At 36.3% G+C, this 19,157-nt stretch carries 20 protein-coding genes; 7 read left to right on the plus strand and 13 right to left on the minus strand.

Annotated features, from left to right (window positions below; all coding sequences use genetic code 11):
* Positions 1 to 26: 26 nt before the first annotated feature.
* From ACPF63_RS00565 to lpxK, 6 genes are all read right to left on the minus strand, one after another.
* A complete protein-coding gene (locus tag ACPF63_RS00565; RefSeq protein WP_219071805.1) occupies positions 27 to 1,499 on the minus strand; it encodes an alpha-amylase in 1,473 nt (490 codons plus the stop codon).
* Between the two features lie 44 nt (positions 1,500 to 1,543).
* Positions 1,544 to 2,641: a DNA polymerase IV gene (gene dinB, locus ACPF63_RS00570; protein WP_426481626.1), complete on the minus strand. Its 1,098-nt coding sequence runs from the start codon at positions 2,639 to 2,641 to the stop codon at positions 1,544 to 1,546.
* Positions 2,642 to 2,827: 186 nt separating this feature from the next.
* Entirely contained in the window at positions 2,828 to 3,280 is a 453-nt protein-coding gene (locus ACPF63_RS00575; protein WP_219071804.1) for a GNAT family N-acetyltransferase, read from the minus strand.
* A 92-nt stretch (positions 3,281 to 3,372) separates the two neighbouring features.
* Complete coding sequence (locus ACPF63_RS00580) at positions 3,373 to 3,888, minus strand: TlpA family protein disulfide reductase (RefSeq protein ID WP_426481627.1); 516 nt, start codon at positions 3,886 to 3,888, stop codon at positions 3,373 to 3,375.
* Between the two features lie 118 nt (positions 3,889 to 4,006).
* Positions 4,007 to 4,822 (minus strand): purine-nucleoside phosphorylase, encoded by an 816-nt coding sequence (locus ACPF63_RS00585; protein ID WP_426481628.1) that lies wholly within the window; start codon positions 4,820 to 4,822, stop codon positions 4,007 to 4,009.
* Complete coding sequence (gene lpxK / locus ACPF63_RS00590; protein WP_047386127.1) at positions 4,806 to 5,831, minus strand: tetraacyldisaccharide 4'-kinase; 1,026 nt, start codon at positions 5,829 to 5,831, stop codon at positions 4,806 to 4,808. The genes ACPF63_RS00585 and lpxK overlap by 17 nt, the downstream gene beginning before the upstream one ends.
* 109 nt (positions 5,832 to 5,940) lie before the next feature.
* On the opposite strand from lpxK, the gene truA reads away from it, so the two are divergent.
* The 4 genes from truA to ACPF63_RS00610 all read left to right on the plus strand — a co-directional run bounded on the left by truA (position 5,941) and on the right by ACPF63_RS00610 (position 10,061).
* Positions 5,941 to 6,672: a tRNA pseudouridine(38-40) synthase TruA gene (gene truA / locus ACPF63_RS00595; protein ID WP_180564624.1), complete on the plus strand. Its 732-nt coding sequence runs from the start codon at positions 5,941 to 5,943 to the stop codon at positions 6,670 to 6,672.
* A 55-nt stretch (positions 6,673 to 6,727) separates the two neighbouring features.
* Positions 6,728 to 7,315: a Crp/Fnr family transcriptional regulator gene (locus tag ACPF63_RS00600; protein ID WP_426481629.1), complete on the plus strand. Its 588-nt coding sequence runs from the start codon at positions 6,728 to 6,730 to the stop codon at positions 7,313 to 7,315.
* An 86-nt stretch (positions 7,316 to 7,401) separates the two neighbouring features.
* Positions 7,402 to 8,172, plus strand: a complete 771-nt coding sequence (locus tag ACPF63_RS00605; protein ID WP_426481630.1) for an alpha/beta hydrolase — start codon at positions 7,402 to 7,404, stop codon at positions 8,170 to 8,172.
* Positions 8,173 to 8,303: 131 nt separating this feature from the next.
* Positions 8,304 to 10,061, plus strand: coding sequence for an ABC transporter ATP-binding protein (locus ACPF63_RS00610; RefSeq protein WP_077418916.1), 1,758 nt, complete (start codon positions 8,304 to 8,306; stop codon positions 10,059 to 10,061).
* A 93-nt stretch (positions 10,062 to 10,154) separates the two neighbouring features.
* Here ACPF63_RS00610 and ACPF63_RS00615 read toward each other — a convergent pair whose 3' ends face one another.
* From ACPF63_RS00615 to ACPF63_RS00630, 4 genes are read right to left on the minus strand one after another with little or no spacing between them, the layout of a single operon-like run.
* Positions 10,155 to 10,769: a class I SAM-dependent methyltransferase gene (locus ACPF63_RS00615; protein ID WP_426483190.1), complete on the minus strand. Its 615-nt coding sequence runs from the start codon at positions 10,767 to 10,769 to the stop codon at positions 10,155 to 10,157.
* Positions 10,769 to 11,359 carry a hypothetical protein gene (locus ACPF63_RS00620; protein ID WP_426481631.1) on the minus strand — a complete coding sequence of 197 codons (591 nt, stop codon included), beginning with the start codon at positions 11,357 to 11,359 and terminating at the stop codon, positions 10,769 to 10,771. Before ACPF63_RS00620 ends, ACPF63_RS00615 begins: the two co-directional genes overlap by 1 nt.
* Positions 11,349 to 11,819: an RNA polymerase sigma factor gene (locus ACPF63_RS00625; RefSeq protein WP_047386138.1), complete on the minus strand. Its 471-nt coding sequence runs from the start codon at positions 11,817 to 11,819 to the stop codon at positions 11,349 to 11,351. The genes ACPF63_RS00620 and ACPF63_RS00625 overlap by 11 nt, the downstream gene beginning before the upstream one ends.
* A gap of 38 nt (positions 11,820 to 11,857) precedes the next feature.
* Positions 11,858 to 12,670: an alpha/beta fold hydrolase gene (locus ACPF63_RS00630; RefSeq protein ID WP_426481632.1), complete on the minus strand. Its 813-nt coding sequence runs from the start codon at positions 12,668 to 12,670 to the stop codon at positions 11,858 to 11,860.
* Positions 12,671 to 13,035: 365 nt separating this feature from the next.
* On the opposite strand from ACPF63_RS00630, the gene ACPF63_RS00635 reads away from it, so the two are divergent.
* Entirely contained in the window at positions 13,036 to 13,533 is a 498-nt protein-coding gene (locus tag ACPF63_RS00635) for a GNAT family N-acetyltransferase (protein ID WP_426481633.1), read from the plus strand.
* Between the two features lie 10 nt (positions 13,534 to 13,543).
* Here the strand turns inward: ACPF63_RS00635 and ACPF63_RS00640 are convergent, their stop codons facing one another.
* The gene (locus ACPF63_RS00640) at positions 13,544 to 14,218 is read right to left on the minus strand and encodes a DUF4919 domain-containing protein (protein ID WP_426481634.1); all 675 of its coding nucleotides are present in this window, start codon (positions 14,216 to 14,218) and stop codon (positions 13,544 to 13,546) included.
* Positions 14,219 to 14,438: 220 nt separating this feature from the next.
* Between ACPF63_RS00640 and ACPF63_RS00645 the strand changes: the two genes are divergently transcribed.
* On the plus strand, positions 14,439 to 14,654 hold the full coding sequence (locus ACPF63_RS00645) for a hypothetical protein (protein ID WP_077418921.1): 216 nt from the start codon (positions 14,439 to 14,441) through the stop codon (positions 14,652 to 14,654).
* Between the two features lie 60 nt (positions 14,655 to 14,714).
* Here the strand turns inward: ACPF63_RS00645 and ACPF63_RS00650 are convergent, their stop codons facing one another.
* Positions 14,715 to 16,007, minus strand: a complete 1,293-nt coding sequence (locus tag ACPF63_RS00650; protein WP_426481635.1) for an MFS transporter — start codon at positions 16,005 to 16,007, stop codon at positions 14,715 to 14,717.
* A gap of 105 nt (positions 16,008 to 16,112) precedes the next feature.
* On the minus strand, positions 16,113 to 16,865 hold the full coding sequence (locus ACPF63_RS00655; protein ID WP_219071800.1) for a DUF3575 domain-containing protein: 753 nt from the start codon (positions 16,863 to 16,865) through the stop codon (positions 16,113 to 16,115).
* 167 nt (positions 16,866 to 17,032) lie between these two features.
* Here ACPF63_RS00655 and ACPF63_RS00660 point away from each other — a divergent pair, with 167 nt between their 5' ends.
* Positions 17,033 to 19,117, plus strand: coding sequence for a TonB-dependent receptor domain-containing protein (locus ACPF63_RS00660; RefSeq protein WP_426481636.1), 2,085 nt, complete (start codon positions 17,033 to 17,035; stop codon positions 19,115 to 19,117).
* Positions 19,118 to 19,157: the final 40 nt, after the last annotated feature.

The following is a 19,157-nucleotide window of genomic DNA, read 5'->3' on the forward strand; positions in this document are numbered from 1 at the left end:
TCTTATATTTTTATTGAAATTTAATCTTATTCGGGAATCCAAACGCTTACATTTCCTGCCGGAACAAGGAAATTTCCCCATCCGTTTTCATCAATGGTTACTTTTTCTTTGAATCGTTTCAAAAGATCTTTAAATTTTTTACCAGTGTAAAGCTGTCCCACTTCCATAGGCTTGTTGTAAGCATCCTTATTGCTTAATACTACAGCACAACCTGAATGTTCATCATCACCCGTACGAACCCATCCAAGACAATTAGCATCCTCAAAATAATCCTTCTGGTCTCCATAAGCATGCTCTTTTCTGGCTTTTAATAACTCTTCTATTCCATCTACTTTAGGCATAAATATCTCCTGATCATGACCTCCGCGATCTTTATCCACATAATGGGCGCCATACAAATCAGGATAAAAAACGCATGGATATCCATCTTTTCTCAATAAGATTAAAGCATAAGCAAGAGGTTTAAACCAGGATTCTACGGGAGCTTCAAGGTCCTGGAGCGGCTGGGTATCATGATTGGCCACTAAACTTACAGAATGCATAGGATCTGCCTGAGTAAGAGTTTCATCAAAAATTCTTCGGAGGTCATAAGAACTTCCTTCTTTTGAAGCATTATGAAAATTATTTTGAAGAGAGCTGTCAAAAAGACTCATACAGCCTTCCGTCACCTCAATATACTTTTGAAGCAGATGAAGATATCCGGGAGCCCAGTATTCTCCTACAGCGAAGATATTTTTTCCGGAATTGGAGCGAAGCATTGTGAGCCATTCTTTATAAAAATCGAACGAAATATGCTTCAAAGCATCCAGCCTGACTCCATCAAAATCAGTCTGATCAAAATACCATTTTGCCCAGCGATTGAGTTCTTCCCGTACAAAAGGATTCCGGTGTTCAATATCATTGTACATCAGGTAGTCGTAATTTCCTTTTTCGTCGTGAATCATTTCCTCCCAATCATTTCCATATTCAGACTGTATTTTATAAATGTGGGATTCCATACCTTCTGCGTAATCTACACCGCTGAAACAGGTGAAATTCCATTCAAAATCAGAATATTTTTTTCCTCTTCCGGGAAAGGTAAATTTGGTATAAGACTCGATTTCAATGATATCAGAAATTACTTTTTCTCTGTTTTCCTCATCTACTTTCACCACTTTGAATTTTTCCAACTCATCACCTCCGGCTTTGTGTCCCAGAACAATATCTACAATCACTTGTATATTTTGTTTCTTTAGGGTTTTAATGGCTTTTGTATAATCGTTTTTAATACCATATTTTGTAGGTATGGTTCCTTTCTGGTCAAATTCTCCGAGGTCATAGAGATCATACGCATCATATCCGGTAGAATAACCGCCATTTGTTCCTTTATAGGCTGGAGGAAACCATACAGAAGTAATTCCGAGTTTTGCTAAGTATCTGGCCTGTTTTTCGGCTTCTTTCCACAATTTTCCGTCTCCTTCAGAATACCAGTGGAAAAACTGAATCATGGTTGGGTTCATAAATTTACTGATTTGGTTGATACAAGGTAGCGAAAAAATATGACCTACTCATTTTCAAATTCCTCAAACGGGATTTTTAGTTGAACGGAAACTTGTTTTTTTTCTTCCGTATTCAGTTGAGAGAGAGACAACCCGAGTAGACGTACAGCTTTATCGAAAGGGCGGAGTTCCCATAGTTTTCTTCCCGTGCTGAAATACTGTTCTGGTGACGAGAAATAATCTTCCCTGGTGATGCTCCTTGTGAAAAGAGAGAAGTCTTTATATTTTATTTTTAAAGTTAAAGTCCTTCCAAGAATGTTATTTTTCTGTAATCTCTGATGAATTTCCTGAGCAAGGCTTTCCAGTTTTTCATTGATCTGCTGTTCATCCAGAAGATCTTCAAAAAAAGTTCTTTCCACCGCCACACTTTTCTGGATTCGGTGAGGTTTTACTTCAGAAGTATGAATACCGCGTACTACATTGTAATAATGTTTCCCGGATTTCCCGAAAAGTCTTACCAGATCTTCAAGAGATCTTTTTTTTAAATCTTTTCCTTTATAAATTCCTAAACTAAACATTTTGTTAGCGGTAACTTTTCCAACGCCGTAAAATTTTTCTACAGGCAGTTCTTCCAGGAAATGCTCCATTTTATCAGGATGAATTGTTTTCTGGCCATTCGGTTTATTGATGTCTGAAGCCACTTTAGCCAAAAACTTATTGACTGAAATTCCTGCAGATGCTGTAAGACCCGTCTGTTCAAAGATTTTCTGACGGATTTCTTTGGCAATCAGGTTGGCAGATTCCATTCCTTTTTTATTTTCGGTGACATCCAGATAGGCTTCATCCAGAGAAAGAGGTTCTACCAGATCAGTATATTCATAGAAAATCTCCCGGATTTTTTTGGAGATCTCTTTATATCTGGCAAATCGGGGAGGAACAAAAATAAGATGCGGACATTTTTCTTTTGCGGTTTTGCTGGGCATTGCAGAACGTACTCCATATTTTCTGGCTTCATAGCTTGCTGCAGCAACTACACCGCGATGCTGCCCTCCAACTGCAATAGGCTTGCCTTTCAATGCAGGATTATCATGCTGCTCCACAGAAGCATAGAATGCGTCCATGTCAACATGAATAATTTTACGAAGTGGCAAAGAAAAATCCATATACAAAGATATGGATTCCTTTATTTACGGTAAATTATTTTAAGAAGGGAAGTCTGAAGCTGGGAGAAGGAAGTTAATGAGGACGATATAAAAATTGAATGTCCATTTATTGAAAATTAAAAAAAACTGATTATTAATTGCACTGAAATTACTTCCATTCTCGATCTTCCTGCTTCCATCGTTTTACTATTTCAGTCTCATGGTGAGAAGATGAGGTTCAAAACCTGCTTTTTCATAAGCTTTTATGGCAGATTCATTTTGAGCATATACATCAAGTCTTACTTCACTGATTCCCCTTGATTTTGACCAGGCAATAAGCTCATCTGTAATCACTTTATTGATGCCTCTTCCTCTATACTCCGGCTTTACATACATAAACCCCAGATAAGAATATTTCTCAAATTGATTGTAATATTTTTCTGACTTTTTGATTAGGGCATATCCTGATGCAACGATTTCGTCATTCTCTTCAGCAACAATTACCGTTGCTTCCGGAGACTGTATCAGATATTTTAAATCATAATAATGAATTTCTCCTTCTATAAGTGTACTGTTGAAGGGTCTTTCGGCAGTAACAACTCCCTGTTCAAATTCTAAAAGGATTTCTAAATCCTGTTCTGTAGCTTCTCTTGTGATCATGATGTTATTATATATCTTAAATTTTAAAACTCATTGAAAAGCAACGGTTTCAATGAGTTTTTTATGTTTTTTTGGATGAAAATAGATGAAAGTTATTTTAAAAGTTTATCTATAGTTTGTTGAAGTTCAGGATCTTCAGGAGATATTGCATAATATTTTGCAATAGAAGATTTCTGATCAATCACCATATATCTTGGAATCCAGTTAAGATCCACATAATTATTAAAATCATTTTTCCACCCGGAAGCAAACCAATAATTTTCTTTGTGTTTCATGTCAAATCTTTCAAGACTTTTTTCAAACCCTTCTTTTGAACGGTCTAATGATAAAAATACAAAATCTATATTCTTGTTATTTTCTTCTAATTCTTTAGCTTTTGGAAGAGCATTTAAGCAATCCCTACACCATCCTGCCCAAAAATCAATGACCAAAACTTTTCCTTTATGGTGGTTAAGAATCTGCTGAACTGTAATGGATTTTCCCTCTTCATCTTCCAGTTTCTGTTGTAAAGCTTCTTTTGAAAACCCTGTTTTAAGAACAGTAGGAGCTTTTTGTGAATAACTTATTCCAAAAATACCCATCATAAAAATTACTATCAACTTTCTCATTTTGTACAATTTCATGTGTACAAATCTAAACAATGAATTGCAATCTGAGATTGATTTCTGCTGAATTAGGAAAAATTTATAATATTGATGGCTTCTATGAGAATATTTGGATGATTTTTTATTGGTAATTTCTAATCAAACCTTTAACAACAGCAATTACATTGGGCATTGCTTTATTGGCTGCATTTAAAACTTCTTCGTGAGAAACGGCCAAAGCAATATCGAGTCCGCCAAGGTCTGTGATGACCGAAATACAGAATACATCCATTTCCATATGCCTGGCAACAATGACTTCCGGAACGGTACTCATTCCTACCATATCACCACCAATAGCTTTTATCATACCATATTCAGCCGGAGTTTCAAAAGTTGGTCCCTGTAAGGCAACATAAGTTCCCTGATGGATTTTAATATGATGATCTGCAGCTGCTTGTTCTGCCACAGCAATCATTTTTTTGTTGTAAGGTTCGCTCATATCCACAAAACGTGGTCCAAGCTCATCTATATTTTTTCCACGGAGCGGATGTTCAGGCATCATGTTGATGTGATCTTTCAGAATAACAATATCTGCAACGCTGTAAGCAGGATTTACGCCGCCACATGCATTGGAAAGAATAAGGTTTTGAATGCCCAGTAAATGAAAAACTCTCACAGGAAAAGTTACGGTTTCCATAGAATGTCCTTCATAATAATGGAAACGGCCGCTCATCATCAGTACTTTTTTCCCTTCCAGGAGTCCATAAATAAGTTTTCCGGTATGTCCGGCCACTGTAGTCTGTGGAAAATGGGGAATGTCTTTGTACTCTAAAACATGGATTGGTTCTACTTCATTTTGCAATTTTCCCAATCCGGATCCTAAAACAACCGCAAAATCAGGGGATTCCTGAATAATATTTTTAATAAAATCTGCGGTCTCTTTAATTTTTTCTAACATAATCTAAGATGATTTGATTGAATTCTTCTTTCTTATCAATAAGTACATTGATAGGCCAGTAGTAAACAATATCTCTAAGATAGTCAAAAGTTTTCAGACGTACATAGTCTTTCTCAGTGGTTAATATCAGCTTATATTCTCCTAATTTTTTATACTCGGCAAGGATCTTTTTAATATCATCATCCGTGAAATTATGATGGTCTCTAAACTTTAAATGTTTCACCCTTTTTGAGAATTTTGCCAGATGTTCGAGAAGCGGTTTAGGATTAGCAATTCCGGTGATCAGTAAAATATCGTAATAATTCAGGTTGTTATCCGGAAGCATTTTATCTTTTCCGTATACATTTTCGTCATAACCAATGGATGAAAAGAAAACTTTCTGTCCGTAAGAAGGTCTTATTCTTGAGATATAATATCTTTTTGTTTCTTCAGTAAGTTCATCAGGACATTTGCTTACCATGATGATATTTGCTCTTTTATATCCGGCTCTTGATTCTCTCAGATCTCCGGCCGGAAGAACATAATCCTTGAAAAAAGGATCATTAAAGTCAGTCATCAGAATATTGAATCCAGGCTTGATCGCTCTGTGCTGCATAGCATCATCCAATACGAGAACTTCAAGGTCCATATCTTCAATTACTTTTTTGGCTCCGGGAACACGTTCTTCTGAAACAGCAATGACGAAACGGTTTTTAAAACGTTCAAAAAGCTGCATGGCTTCATCACCCACCATTTTGTAGTTGCTTTCATAATTGGTTACTTCATAGCCTTTTGTCAGCCTTCCATAACCTCGTGAAAGTACTCCGGTTCTGTAATGTTTGGATAGATATTGGGCAAGATACATCACCATGGGTGACTTTCCGCTGCCGCCCACAGAAAGGTTTCCGACATTGATTATCGGAGTTTTGAATTTTGTCGACTTAAAAATTCCCAGATCATACATTGTGTTCCGGATACCCGTTACCAAATGATAACCAAGGGAAAAAGGATAAAGGTACCATCTTTTCATACGATTGCAAAAATAGGAATTTTCGTAAGCATTTGGTGCAACATTCTCAAAGACTTTTCAACAAATATTTCGTTAAATTAAAGTATTTTTGTGGAGTTATTACAATACATTGAGATACTTTATTGAATTTTCTTACAACGGGAAGAATTATTTCGGCTACCAGATACAGCCGGATGCCATTTCTGTGCAGGAAGAACTGGAAAAAGCACTTTCCACAATTTTAAGGGAAGAGATTAAAACTACAGGAGCAGGAAGAACTGATACCGGGGTTCATGCCAAAAAAATATTTGCCCATTTTGATACTGAACATGAAATAAATGATCAGCTTCCACGCAGGCTGAACAGTTTTCTTCCGCCTGATATTTCCATTAAAAGGATTTTTCCGGTAAAAGATGATTTTCATGCTCGTTTTGATGCTACATACAGAACCTACGAATATTATATCTCACTGGAAAAAAATCCATTTACCCAAGAATCTGCCTGGCAGCACTGGAAAAGAACTCTGGATATTGATGCTATGAATGAAGCCTGCAAAATTCTTTTTGAATATGAGGATTTCACCAGTTTTGCGAAATTAAAAACCGACAATAAGACCAATATCTGCAAAATGTATAAAGCGGAGTGGGAGCAGAACGGAACAGAACTTAAATTTACTGTTTCAGCTAATCGTTTTCTCAGAAATATGGTTCGTGCTATTGTTGGAACAATGGTTGAAATAGGAACCGGAAAACTGAAACCAGAAGATCTTCGTACAGTGATTGAAGATAAAAACCGTAACGCAGCAGGAACTTCAGCACCGGGACACGGATTGTATCTGGTGGATGTGGGATACGAATTTTAAAATTTTTCATCAATTCATCATAAAAATAGTTTAATTTTCAATAAAATAAATAACTATGACTGAAATTGACAAACTTGCCTTTGCGCTGCATCATTTTGCGGGACTTTCGGAAGAAGATTTCAGATTGTCTGAAGAGTTTTGGCTTCCCAAAGAATATAAAAAAGGAAATTTTTATAATCTTCAGGGAAATATTTGTTCATATCTGGGATTTATTGTTGATGGTGTTTTCCGTTCTTATGTCATCAATGGAGATACAGGGGAGGAAAAGAATGTATTTCTGTATTCGGCTAACGGTTTTGTAGTTCCTTTTAAAAGTTTTCTCAATCAGATTCCTTGTGATTATTTTACTCAGTCTCTTACGGACGCTTCTATTATTTATATTCGGCATTCAGATTTACTTTCGCTTTATAGACAATCTCATCAGTGGGAAAAGTTCGGACGTCTTCTTGCGCAGGAAGCTTTTAATGTTACCATGACAAGAGTTGAAGGGTTTTTATTAAAATCTCCTGAAGAACGGTATTTAGATCTGATGAAAGAACATCCGGATATTTTCAGTAATGTTCCGCTTTATCATATTTCTTCTTACCTGGGCATTCAGGGACCTTCTCTGAGCAGGATAAGGAAAAGAATTTCAGGTAAATAGTACGATTTTAACCTGAGTTAAAGTTTTCGTCATTTTATCTGCGGAAATTTGTTTCATCATTTTAACAATACAAAAAAGTAAAAAATATGAAAACAAAAACTATCGTATTCATTCATGGATTATTTGTGAATAATACAAGCTGGAAAGAATGGAAAACGTATTTCGAAGCTCAGGGGTATACTGTTCATACACCTTCAAATCCAGGACATGAAGGAGATCCTGTCAGTTTAAAAAACAACATCCCTCAAGAATTACGATATGTAGGATTTGATGATACGGTGAATAATCTTATAAAGCTTATTGACAGCCTTCCTGAAAAGCCTATTGTTATCGGGCATTCATTTGGAGGACTTATGGTTCAGAAGCTGATTGATATGGGAAAAGCAGCAGCTGGAGTGAGTATAGATGGCGCTCCTCCTAAAAATGTAATGGCCCCTTTTTCTACGGTAAAAATCATTTGGCCAGTAGTTGATTTCTTTAAGGGAAACCGTCCGTTTTTAGGAACGAAAGAATGGTATCATAAAGCTTTTTTTAATAATTATTCTAAAGAAGAAAGTGATAAACTATATGAAAAAGTAGCTGCTCCTGAAAGTCGAAAATTGGCCAGAGATCCTTTGTTTAAAGCTTCTGCAAAATTAGATCTAAAGAAACCACACCAGCCATTATTGTTCATTGCAGGCTCTAATGATAAAATTTTTCCTGCCGCATTTTCAAAAAAAATAGCAGGAGCTTATAAAGATTCCGGCAGCATTGTGGATTTTAAAGAGTTTGCAGGCAGAAGTCATTTCATTTGTGGTGAAAAAAACTGGGAGGAAGTAGCAGAATATGTGCTTGGCTGGACACAAAAGAATGCTTAATATATTCATATTGTAAATGGTAGGTATCTGAAATTTTCTATGACGATTTGCAAAAGTTGTAAACGCAGTCCGGTTATAAAGTCTTATTTTTGCATAGAATTTTATTTTAATTCTTTCTTTCGATTCGTACAATGAAAAAACAAGATACCTGGGAGATTATAAAAAGGCTGTTCTTTATCGGAATGAAGTTCCGTTCATGGTTCATCCTTACTCTTATAATTTCTATATTCCTTTCCATTGTCTCTACTTACAGGCCGTATCTTACTATGCAGGTGGTGGATAATGATATTACAAAGCTCCATGATAAAGCTTTGATGATGAAGCATATCTATATCCTTGTAGGATTGGTGTTTGCTGAAACGATTTTAAACTTTTTCCTGGTTTATTTTTCAAATTTTATCTCACAGAATGTAATCAGGGATATCAGAGAGCGGTTATATGCTAAGCTGATTTATTTCAAAACTTCATTTTTTGATAAAACCCCAATCGGGCAGCTGGTAACACGTGCGGTAGGAGATGTGGAAACAATTGCTACAGTATATACAGACGGTTTCCTGATGGTTTTCGGGGATATACTGAGAATTCTGTTTGTACTGATTATGATGTTCAGCACCAATGTTCACCTGAGTTACATTACGCTGGCTATTTTACCTTTAATGGTAGTCATTACAAGATTTTTTCAAAAAAGATTGAAGAAAGCTTTTGGAGACGAGAGAAACTGGACTGCCAATCAGAACTCTTTTGTTCAGGAAAGACTGGCGGGAATGTCTATTATTCAGGTATTCAACAGACAGGAATCTGAATTTAAGAAATTTGATGATATTAATGTTACACTAAAGGGAGCATTACTGAGAACCGTATTTATTTTCTCGCTGTTCTTTCCTGTAGTGGAACTTATTTCTTCATTATTCATAGGATTTATTCTTTTCTATGGAGGATATATTACAATCAGTGCAGGGGTGGTGATTGCCTTTATCCAGTATATTTCAATGCTGATTCGCCCTTTGAGACAGATTGCTGACCGTTTCAACAATATCCAGCGAGGAATTGTGGGAGCAGAAAGAGTATTGGGATTAATGGATGAAGAAAATGCAATGCCGAATAACGGAACGGTGAAGAAAGATCACTTCGCCGGAAAAATTGAATTCCAGAAAGTACATTTTGCCTATGATGAAAAACAGGAAGTTCTGAAAGGGATTGATTTTAAAGTAAATCCGGGAGAGACAGTAGCTATTGTTGGTGCAACAGGTGCCGGGAAATCAACCATTATCAGTTTGATTACAAGATTGTATGATATCAATTCCGGAAATATCCTGATTGATGATGTGGATTTAAAAGATTACGAGCTTTATAATCTGAGAAGTCATATCGGAGTCGTTTTACAGGATGTTTTCCTTTTCCATGGAAGTATTTTTGAAAACCTTTCCTTTGGAGACGACAGTATAACTTTAGATAAAATAAAAGCTGGTGCCAGAGAAATTGAGGTAGATCAGTTTATCCAGCAGCTTCCTGGCGGATATGATTATGTAGTGAGCGAAAGAGGTTCATCAATATCTTTAGGCCAGAGACAATTGCTGTCTTTCCTGAGAGCCTATTTATCGGATCCGAAAATTTTAATCCTGGATGAAGCAACGTCTTCCATTGACCATGAAAGTGAAAAACTTATCCAGAGAGCAACAGAAAAAATTACAAAGAACAGAACCTCCATTATTATTGCCCACAGGCTTTCCACCATCGAAAAAGCTGATAAGATCATTGTGATGGAGCATGGTAAAATTGTAGAAGAAGGGAAGCACCTTGAGCTTTTGGATAAGAACGGATATTATGCTACTCTTTACAAAGCTCAGCTGCGTCATGAAGTGGAATTGGAAGAAGAAAAAGAGTCATAATCCATAAGCAACTATTTCAAAGTTCAGATAAACAATAAAGAGAGTCATCAATGACTCTCTTTATTTATTTTTAAATAGAATATATACGAATACTTAATGCTTTTTAAAACTGCAGAAAACAAAATTCTGAACGGTCTCAAAAGGAGTGGTATGATCTTCAGTAATACACTTTATTTTTGTAAAAGTTTTTTCAAATTTTTCATACAATGATTCTTCATCATACTGTTGAATATCCAATCCGCTGCATTTGGTAGGACCGTTTTTAGAAAAAGTTCCAAGGATAATAAAGTTATTAACATTCTTTTCCGCAATATCAACATATTTTGAAACCTGTTCCGGAGTTGTCAGAAAGTGAAAAGCAGCTCTGTCATGCCAGATATCATAGGTTTCCGTTGGGTTGAAAACGGTAATATCGGTTGCAATCCATTTTACTTTACCGGCAGCATCTCCCAGTCTTTCCTGTGCTTTTTCCAGCGCTTTGGCAGAAATATCAAGTACTGTAATATCCTCATAGCCTTCTTCAAGAAGAAAATCAACAAGGTTGCTGTCGCCACCGCCGATATCGATAATCTTAGCATCTTTTCCCAATCCTGAGGATTTGATAAAGGTAAGTGAGGTCTGAGGTTTTTTCTGAGTCCAGCTTACCTGGTCAGGATTTTTGGTTTCGTATACGTTTTCCCAGTGATTTTTGTTGTCAGAAGAACTCATCATTCTTTTAATTGATTATTGATCTCTTCAAATTTATTAATTAATTCGTTAAGTTTTCCCTGTTGTTTCTTTATTGTTTTGGGCCTTAAATAAAACCAATTGAAAGCAATCCATGCGAATGTTACCACATAAGCCAGCATGCCTGAACCAAGCGTCATTATGGACGTGTATTCATACATGTAAAAACATATTCCGAGAGACAGCATAATAAAATATAAGTTGAATATGGTGGTCTGCATAAATTTCTGCTTACGCTTTACCGCATATAAACTCTGGAGATATTCATTGTTCGACTGGGTCTGATCAATTTTGTAAAAAACCATAAACATTTTATTATAGGCAAAAAGGAACATCACCATGGCCAGAATGACAAGTACAATCCCGATTTTTGTAGTAATCATCTGAGGCTGGAAACGATACCAGATATAAATAATTATTAATGAGGTGGTGATTAATGCAATATTAGCCAGGATCAGTTTACGCAGATTTTGATTTCTGAATTTTCTCAGCTTTCCAAGAAGCTCTTCCAGATTGGGTTTGTTGGAAGTCTGCTGTTTCCATATATTTTTGAAATTGATATTAGTATCCATTTTCTCTAAACTTTTGTGTTAATTTTTCTTTTATCCTGTGAATTTTCACCCGTATGTTAGATTCTGAAAGCCCTACGATATGTGCTATTTCAGCCTGTTTTACCTCTTCAAGCTCCAATGAAATAATAATCCTGTCCGTTTCCGGCAACTCCGAAATAAACTGATACAGCATTTGTATCTGAGGTTCCATAGATTCCTGCTTTTTTTCTTCCAGATTAATAGGCAGATCGGTTTTGGTAAATTTCTTTTCCTTTTCAATCTGTCGAAGGCAGTTATTAGAAGCAATTCTGAAGATCCATGTTCCTATGCTGGATTCATTTCTGAATTTCGGAAGCTGCTGCCATACAATGATAAATGTTTCCTGGGCAAGGTCCTGAGCGAGATCAGGATCATTCACATATCCCATACACAGACGGAATATCCTTTGCCAGTAGAGTTCGTATATCTCTTCAAAAGCCATTATTTCGCAGATAAAAAGTGAGTAAGCTGAGTAAAGTACTAATCCTTATCATCGTACATGATGAAGTGTAATCCTTTTGAAGCATACTGCATATTGGCATTTTTTAAATTTTTGTACTGGCCTTCAATAGTAGGTTTCAGATTGGCAAAAAATGATTCCAGAAGAATAAGAGAGGGACATTGTATATTTTTTATTTTATCTCTCAGATCGGTATTAGAAAAATCGCAGTACATTTTAGCGAATGTTTTTCGGTCAGATTTCATGCTCCAGTTGATCACCGTTTCCTGCATAGAAGTATCTGCCAGAAGACGCGGCATAGTCTGTGTCTGCATTTTGCGGAACTGATCATCGCTCATCGCGGTCAATTGAGTAATGGTAGAGGAACAGTCATTATTTTCTTTAGACGTAAAATTAGGATCAGATATTGCAGCCAGGCAAGGAAGTGTGTCTACAATGACGATTTTTCGTGCCAGCTCGGGATAATCTGCGGCAATAGCCAGGGCAAGACCGCCTCCCATACTGTGTCCGATGATAATAGGTTTGTCAATTTTATTATTCTTTATATAAGCAGCAATCCCTTTTTCCCAATCTTTAAAGCTGGCGTCTGCCTGTGGTTTTGTTCCCGCAAATCCAGCCATCGTTAAAGTATAGCAAGTGAAGTTTTTTTCAAATTTTGCAGTCGTTTCGTTCCATACGTCTCCGGAAGAAGCAAACCCTGGAATAAATAGTAAAGACTGATTTCCTTTTCCGGTTTTCTTTACTTCAAACGGATACACTGTTTCCTGACCGAATATATTGCATACCGCTAAGAAAAATAACATGATAACAAGAAGGAATGTGAATTTTTTCATGATTTCTAAAGTTTTAAGGTTTATTTGTCTTTTAGAGACGAACCCTTTTAAAATGTTACACAAAATTTCATTTTTTTTCAGAAAAAAAATAAAAAATTAATAGAATGCTTATAATGAGTGATTTACAGGTATGTAATATGATTGGTGTTTACCAGCAAGATACTTTGATTATGCCAATTATAAAAGCTGTAAGAGATATGAAATGAAATCTTTAAAAATAAACATTTTGCCCTATATTTACAGAATATGGATGGATTTGGTAAACTTGTTGAACCGGGAATATTAGTATCAATAAAATAAGAACCCAAAACTACTTCTAAAAAAATGATTTAGAATGACATCCGTGATCAATAAATTTGTAAAAGATGAATTTACCACCATACATAGATTTCCCTACAATAATCGGAGAAAATATTATATTAAGAAAAATCGAACCCGCCGATGTCTTTGATATTATTTCGATTTCATATTATGATGCAGTAGCTGCTGTGGGTATAACTGAAGCAGTAGCAATGCAAGATAAGATTAATGCTGATTATGATAAAGGAGATTCTATACATTGGGGAATAGCAGATAAGGTTTCCAATAAAATTGTAGGAACTTGTGGATATTATAGAGGACTGGATCAAGGCGTGGGAGAGCTAGGCTGTGTGCTTCTTCCGCAGTATTATGGGAAGGGATATATGACACAAGCAATTAAATTGGCTGTACAATTTGGGCTGGAGACTATAAAGCTCGCTCAGGTAGGAGCAATCACTTCTAATGATAATGAAGGCGCAATAAAATTAATGAAACGGCTGAACTTTATAAAAGTTGCAGATCTACCTGATAATGAAATTGAATATCAGTATATTAAGCCCTGATTAGAACAGATTAATCTAATATTTTCCCATAAAATCTACTGATATCAAAATAAAATCCCGGGATTTTGTATTTGTCTTTTTCAAATTCCTGATAATCACATTTTCCATTATGGCTTTGTGCCTTGGTTTCCATTTGGAACCTGTTCAGAAGTACATATTCATCAGTAACAGAAATAACGTGAAACCCTGTCTCACATTTCAATCCATCGCCGGAAGTGAGGATAGCGTTTAATAATCCGTGGAAATTTCCAGCGATTTTTTCAGCAGTGGCGTCGTCTTTATTTAAATGATACAGATACGCAAGATAATTCATGGCACGAAGATCCAGCGGGTTTTCATCCAAAGCATCCAGAAATAGCTGTATTCCTTTGGAAAGATCTTTTTGTGAAATGCCTTCCCCACGATAATATTTGGAAACCTCTTCAGCCTTCTTCCCGATTTTATAAGGCTGATACTCCTTTTGAAAGGTATAACCGAAGTAAAGGTGACGGTATTGGCTGCTTGTAAGAAGCGTATCATTCTGTTTTAATCTTTTTAAAAGCTTCGGATAATAGAACTCTGAGTTTTTATCCTCAATATTTTTTTGAATTAAAGAATAATCAGGTGTCTTAAATTCCATTTTTTGTGCAGACAGGAAAGTAAGCAGTGTTAAAAAGAATAAAGTGAAAAATGCTTTAATATTCATGGTTTGTATAAAGTTTTTGTGATTTTTTGATGATCTGAAAATACGGAATATGCATTAATAAGATAAAAGTTTACGGACTGTTTGTAAAAAAAACAATAAAATGTTGTCAAAGTGTTATTTTGTGTCGATAAATTTACTAACTTTATTCGGAATTTAAGAGGTTACCCCTGATATTCAAAGGGGGTACATGTAATTTTTAACTAAAAAACTTAAAATATTAATGAATAATAGTATCCAAGATGAATTTAAAGTCTTCAGAGACGAATTGAAAAAGTTAAATATCGAAGTACAGAAAGTTGTAAAAGTAGGAAACGGAAGTATGGATTTCCACGAGGTTTTCTATAAATCGCCGAGGTATGAAGAGGTAAAAAGTATCTATGTTCAGCGTCATAATCTGGACAATATGATTGAAAAATTTAAGCAAGCCTATCATTAAGAAATAGAGAGTGCGCCGCAGAGAATCTGCGGCGCACAGTTTTTATAAAGCGGTATAATATTAGTCTTTATCTAGGGTAGAAGTTTCTTTCGTATCCTTCATTCCGGCATAAACGATTAGGGAAAATAAAATACATCCAGTAATATACCAGTAGAAATAACTTTCTGTTCCTGTCTGTTTAAACCATAGGGCAATATATTCTGCCGTTCCTCCGAAAATAGCTACTGTAAGTGCATAGGGAAGTCCTACGCCCAGCGCCCTGATCTCAGAAGGGAAAAGTTCTGCTTTTACAACGGCATTGATGGAGGTGTACCCGCTGACAATGATCAGGGATGCCATAATCAGGAAAAAGGCGGTCCACATTGAAGTTGTGGTACTTAAAGCGGTGAGAAGAGGCACAGTGAATAACGTTCCCAAAATCCCAAAGCCTAAAAGAAGCGGTCTTCTTCCGATTTTATCAGATAACGTTCCAAAAACAGGCTGCAGGCAGGCAAATATAAATAATGAAATAAATGAAATAAGGGTAGATTGCTCTTTAGTCAGATGAACGGTGTTCACCAGAAACTTTTGCATATAAGTGGTATAAGTGTAAAACGCAAGAGTTCCTCCTAATGTCAGCCCAATTACCGTAAGCAGAGCTTTGGGATGCTTGAGAAGTTCTGTTACCGTTCCTTTTTTCTTTTCACTAAGTTCTTTTTTATTCTCAAATGCTTCGGTTTCATGAAGATTGGCTCTTAAGTATAAAGCGATAACAGAAAGTAATGCTCCAATAACAAAAGGAATTCTCCAGCCCCATTCTTCAAGCTGGGCCTCTGTTAAAAGAAGTTTCTGTAAGATCAGCTGTATTCCCAATGCAATCAGCTGACCACCGATCAGAGTTACATACTGAAAGCTCGAATAAAATCCCCTTTTATCTTCCGATGCCATTTCGCTGAGGTAAGTGGCAGAAACTCCGTATTCTCCTCCCACACTCAAACCCTGCAATAATCTGGCGACCAGTAACAAAGCAGGAGCCAGGATTCCGATGGTTTTATAGGTAGGAGTAAGGGCAATCAGCAGAGATCCGAAGGACATCAGTAATACAGAAAGTGTCATCGCCTTTTTTCTTCCGATCTTGTCCGCAATACTTCCGAATATCCAGCCTCCAATGGGACGCATCAGAAAACCTACTGCAAATATTCCTGCCGTATTCATCAGCTGTGCATTCAGGTCAGAATCCGGGAAAAATGAATGTGAAAAATAAATAGCAAATGCAGCATAGGCATACCAATCATACCATTCTACAAGATTTCCTATAGATCCGCCTATGATGGCTTTGATTCTTTGACCGGTAGTGATAGAGGATGTATTCATAAATTATTATTGTTTCAGACAAGTTTTTTGACATCCAAGATACAAATTTCAGAAAAAATAAACCGTTCTGATATCAGAACGGTTATTAGTATAAGTTGTATGTTTTTAAAATCTGTACCCGATAGAAAGTCCGCTTCTGAAGCCTGCCCATGGACCGTCCACTTTTATTTTGGCTCCATTGGCGTTGGTTTCCACGGTGTAATCTACAAAAGGAATATCCAGATTTTCTATTTCTTTTTTTAATTGAGCCTGCATATCCGGAGTCAATACATAATCTGAGGTCATTATAAAATCACCTTTTCCGCTTCCGTAGTGAGCGCCAGCAATCCAGAAATCGAGAACAAGATTTTGACTTCTGGTGAGAAAGAATTGTACACCAACCATCAGACCTCCACTGTTTCCTTTGGTATCTCCCTGGCCTTTAAGGGGAATTTGATAGGCAATTCCATTCGGGCCATTATAATCATAATAAAAATCAAAAGTATTGGAAGTGACACTTGAATACCGATAATAAGGTGCAAAATAAAATCCTTTTCCATAGCCTTTACCGATATAAAATCTGGGTTCTATGGTGAAGTTGGTAGCTTTTACCCTAAGATTTTGAAATCTTTTCTCATCTTCATCTTTCAGAAAGGCATTGATGAATGGTACTTTCCCTTCAGGCATTGTTCCGAAACCTATGTTTACCGAAAGCCATTGGTTGATGACCCGCTCATAAGACAGGTTAATGTTTCTGAAAGCATAGGCTGTAACATTGGTCTTGATGATATTCATCTTTTCTGCCGAACTGTTTTGGGCTTCCTGAGCTCCTAATACTGAAAAAAGAAAGCACGGAATTAATATGAATGCTTTTTTCATGACTTTACTATTTTGTGATGTTAAATAATACCAGCAAAAAACGGGCTGTATTTAACATAATAATTAGAATTTAAAGAAAAATTATTGTTAAATCCTGAATATTAGTCATCATCAATGTAATACACATCGGGAATTGATTGTCCTAATAGTATAATTCATCTTTTGATATGAAAAAAACTATTTATACCATATTCTTTCTTTGCGGAACTTTTGTTTTTGCCCAGGAGAAGAAAAATGATACAGCCGATGTTGCAGCAACAAAAGAAATTCAGGAAGTTATTTTAAAATCACAACGTAAAAAACAGTTTGCGGATAAGGCCGTTTATACTTTTGATAAAGAAGCATTGGAAAGAGCACGCTATGCAAAAGATCTGCTTCGTACCCTTCCGGAATTGCAGCTGGATCCGGTAGCGAATACCATTACCAGCACTAAGGGAGGAACTACACTGTTTTTGATCAACGGGATTGAAGCTACAGATATGCAGATCAGAAGTGTTGCACCCAGTGAGGTTGTGAAAGTTGAGTATTATGATATTCCGCCGGCAAGATGGGCAACAAGGGCAGATACTGTAGTTAATATTCTGACAAGATCCACAGAAACAGGATATGTGTTCGGGGCAGATGTTTCCACGGCTTTGAATACAGGATTTGTGAATGGTTCTGCCTATGCGAATTATACAAAAGGGAAAAATAATTTTGGACTTGAATATTTTCTGAACCTGAGGGATTATGATGACCGAAGAGTAAACAGTATTTATGATTACCAGCTGAACGGAAAGCATTATCGTTCTGATGAAAACAGGAAAGATCATTTCGGGTATACTTTCCAGAATGTTGCTTTACGCTATACGAGACTTGTTCCTGATAATTATGCTTTTCAGGCCAAACTGAATATGGATATTTTCAGCAGATTTTCAAAAGGAGTGGGGCAGAGTACCTTTAGTGAAGATGATCTGAAGGAAGAACATGCAATGTTTAAAAATAATGGTTCAGATTATGTGATTCCTAAGCTGGATCTTTATTACTCCAAAAAGATTGGTGAAAACGATGAGCTGAGCATTAATGTAGTAGGTTCTCATTATACTACCAATACTTCAGAAACAGCGAAGGAGTGGATTACAGGTTCCGGACTTTCGGTATATGATAATGATATGATTTTAAAGGCAAAGCAAACGAGCCTGGTGGGAGAACTTGCCCATACTCATGATTTTAAGGCAGGAAAACTTTCATCCGGATATCGTATTTCAAGGTCTTCTATTTCCAATGATCTGAATAACCTTGCCGGATATTCTCAATACAGTGTCAATTATTTGGAACAGTATTTTTACACAGAGTTTGCAGGAAAAGTTGATAAATTCAGCTACCGTATCGGAGCTGGTGTAACGAATATCCACAACAAAAGTGCAGAGAATACTTTTGATGAATGGACTTTTACTCCGAAGGTTATTTTAGCCTATCAACTTAAAAACAATCAGAATCTTCGTTTTACAGCTAGCTATAATCCGGTAAGCCCATGGAGTAATGCTTTGAGCAGTAATGTGGTGCAGCTGGCTCCTAATATTGTCCAAAGAGGAAATCCCTTTTTAGAATCTCAGCAGGTATTTTCTAACAACCTGACCTATTCTTTTAATAACAAGTACTTTGATTTTAATGCAGGTTTATTTTACCGATATACCAACAGGGTAATCAATCAGTATTATGTTCAGGATGATATATTGGGAGGTTATGCGCTGACTTATGAAAACGGAAAAAACGGACAGCGGTACGGAGTGCAGCTTACAGGATCTTATAAACCTTTTGGGAATAGCCTGCTTGTAATAAAAGCTGTGATTACGCCTACTTCTGAAACGGTAAGAACCAGTACTGGTGCTCTGATTAAGAATGATTATTTAGGAAATTATTTTTCGCTTTCCTCAGAATATAAATCCTTCTCAGTTCAGTATCAGTTCAATATTCCGGTGTATAGTCTTAGCGGAGCTTTCCTGAACACGAACGAAAATCAGAATAATATTTTTGTAAGTTATAAGCACAAGAACTGGACGTTTTCCACAGGCATGTACTGGATAGGTATGCCTTCAGAATACAAAACGAAAAGTTTACCGGAAAGCTTAGTGGATTATAAAGTTCATACTCAGATTATGAATAATAAGTCAATGTTTGTATTAGGACTGAGTTATGATTTCTCTAAAGGGAAAAAGACAGAGATTCAGCGGAAGCTTAACAACGAAACAGCTCCTGCAGCTACTTTTTAAAAGCAATTTTGAATGTTAATAAGAAATCCCCGCTCATTTG

Source organism: Chryseobacterium sp. R2ACT005 (assembly GCF_049949215.1).
Classification (GTDB): domain Bacteria; phylum Bacteroidota; class Bacteroidia; order Flavobacteriales; family Weeksellaceae; genus Chryseobacterium.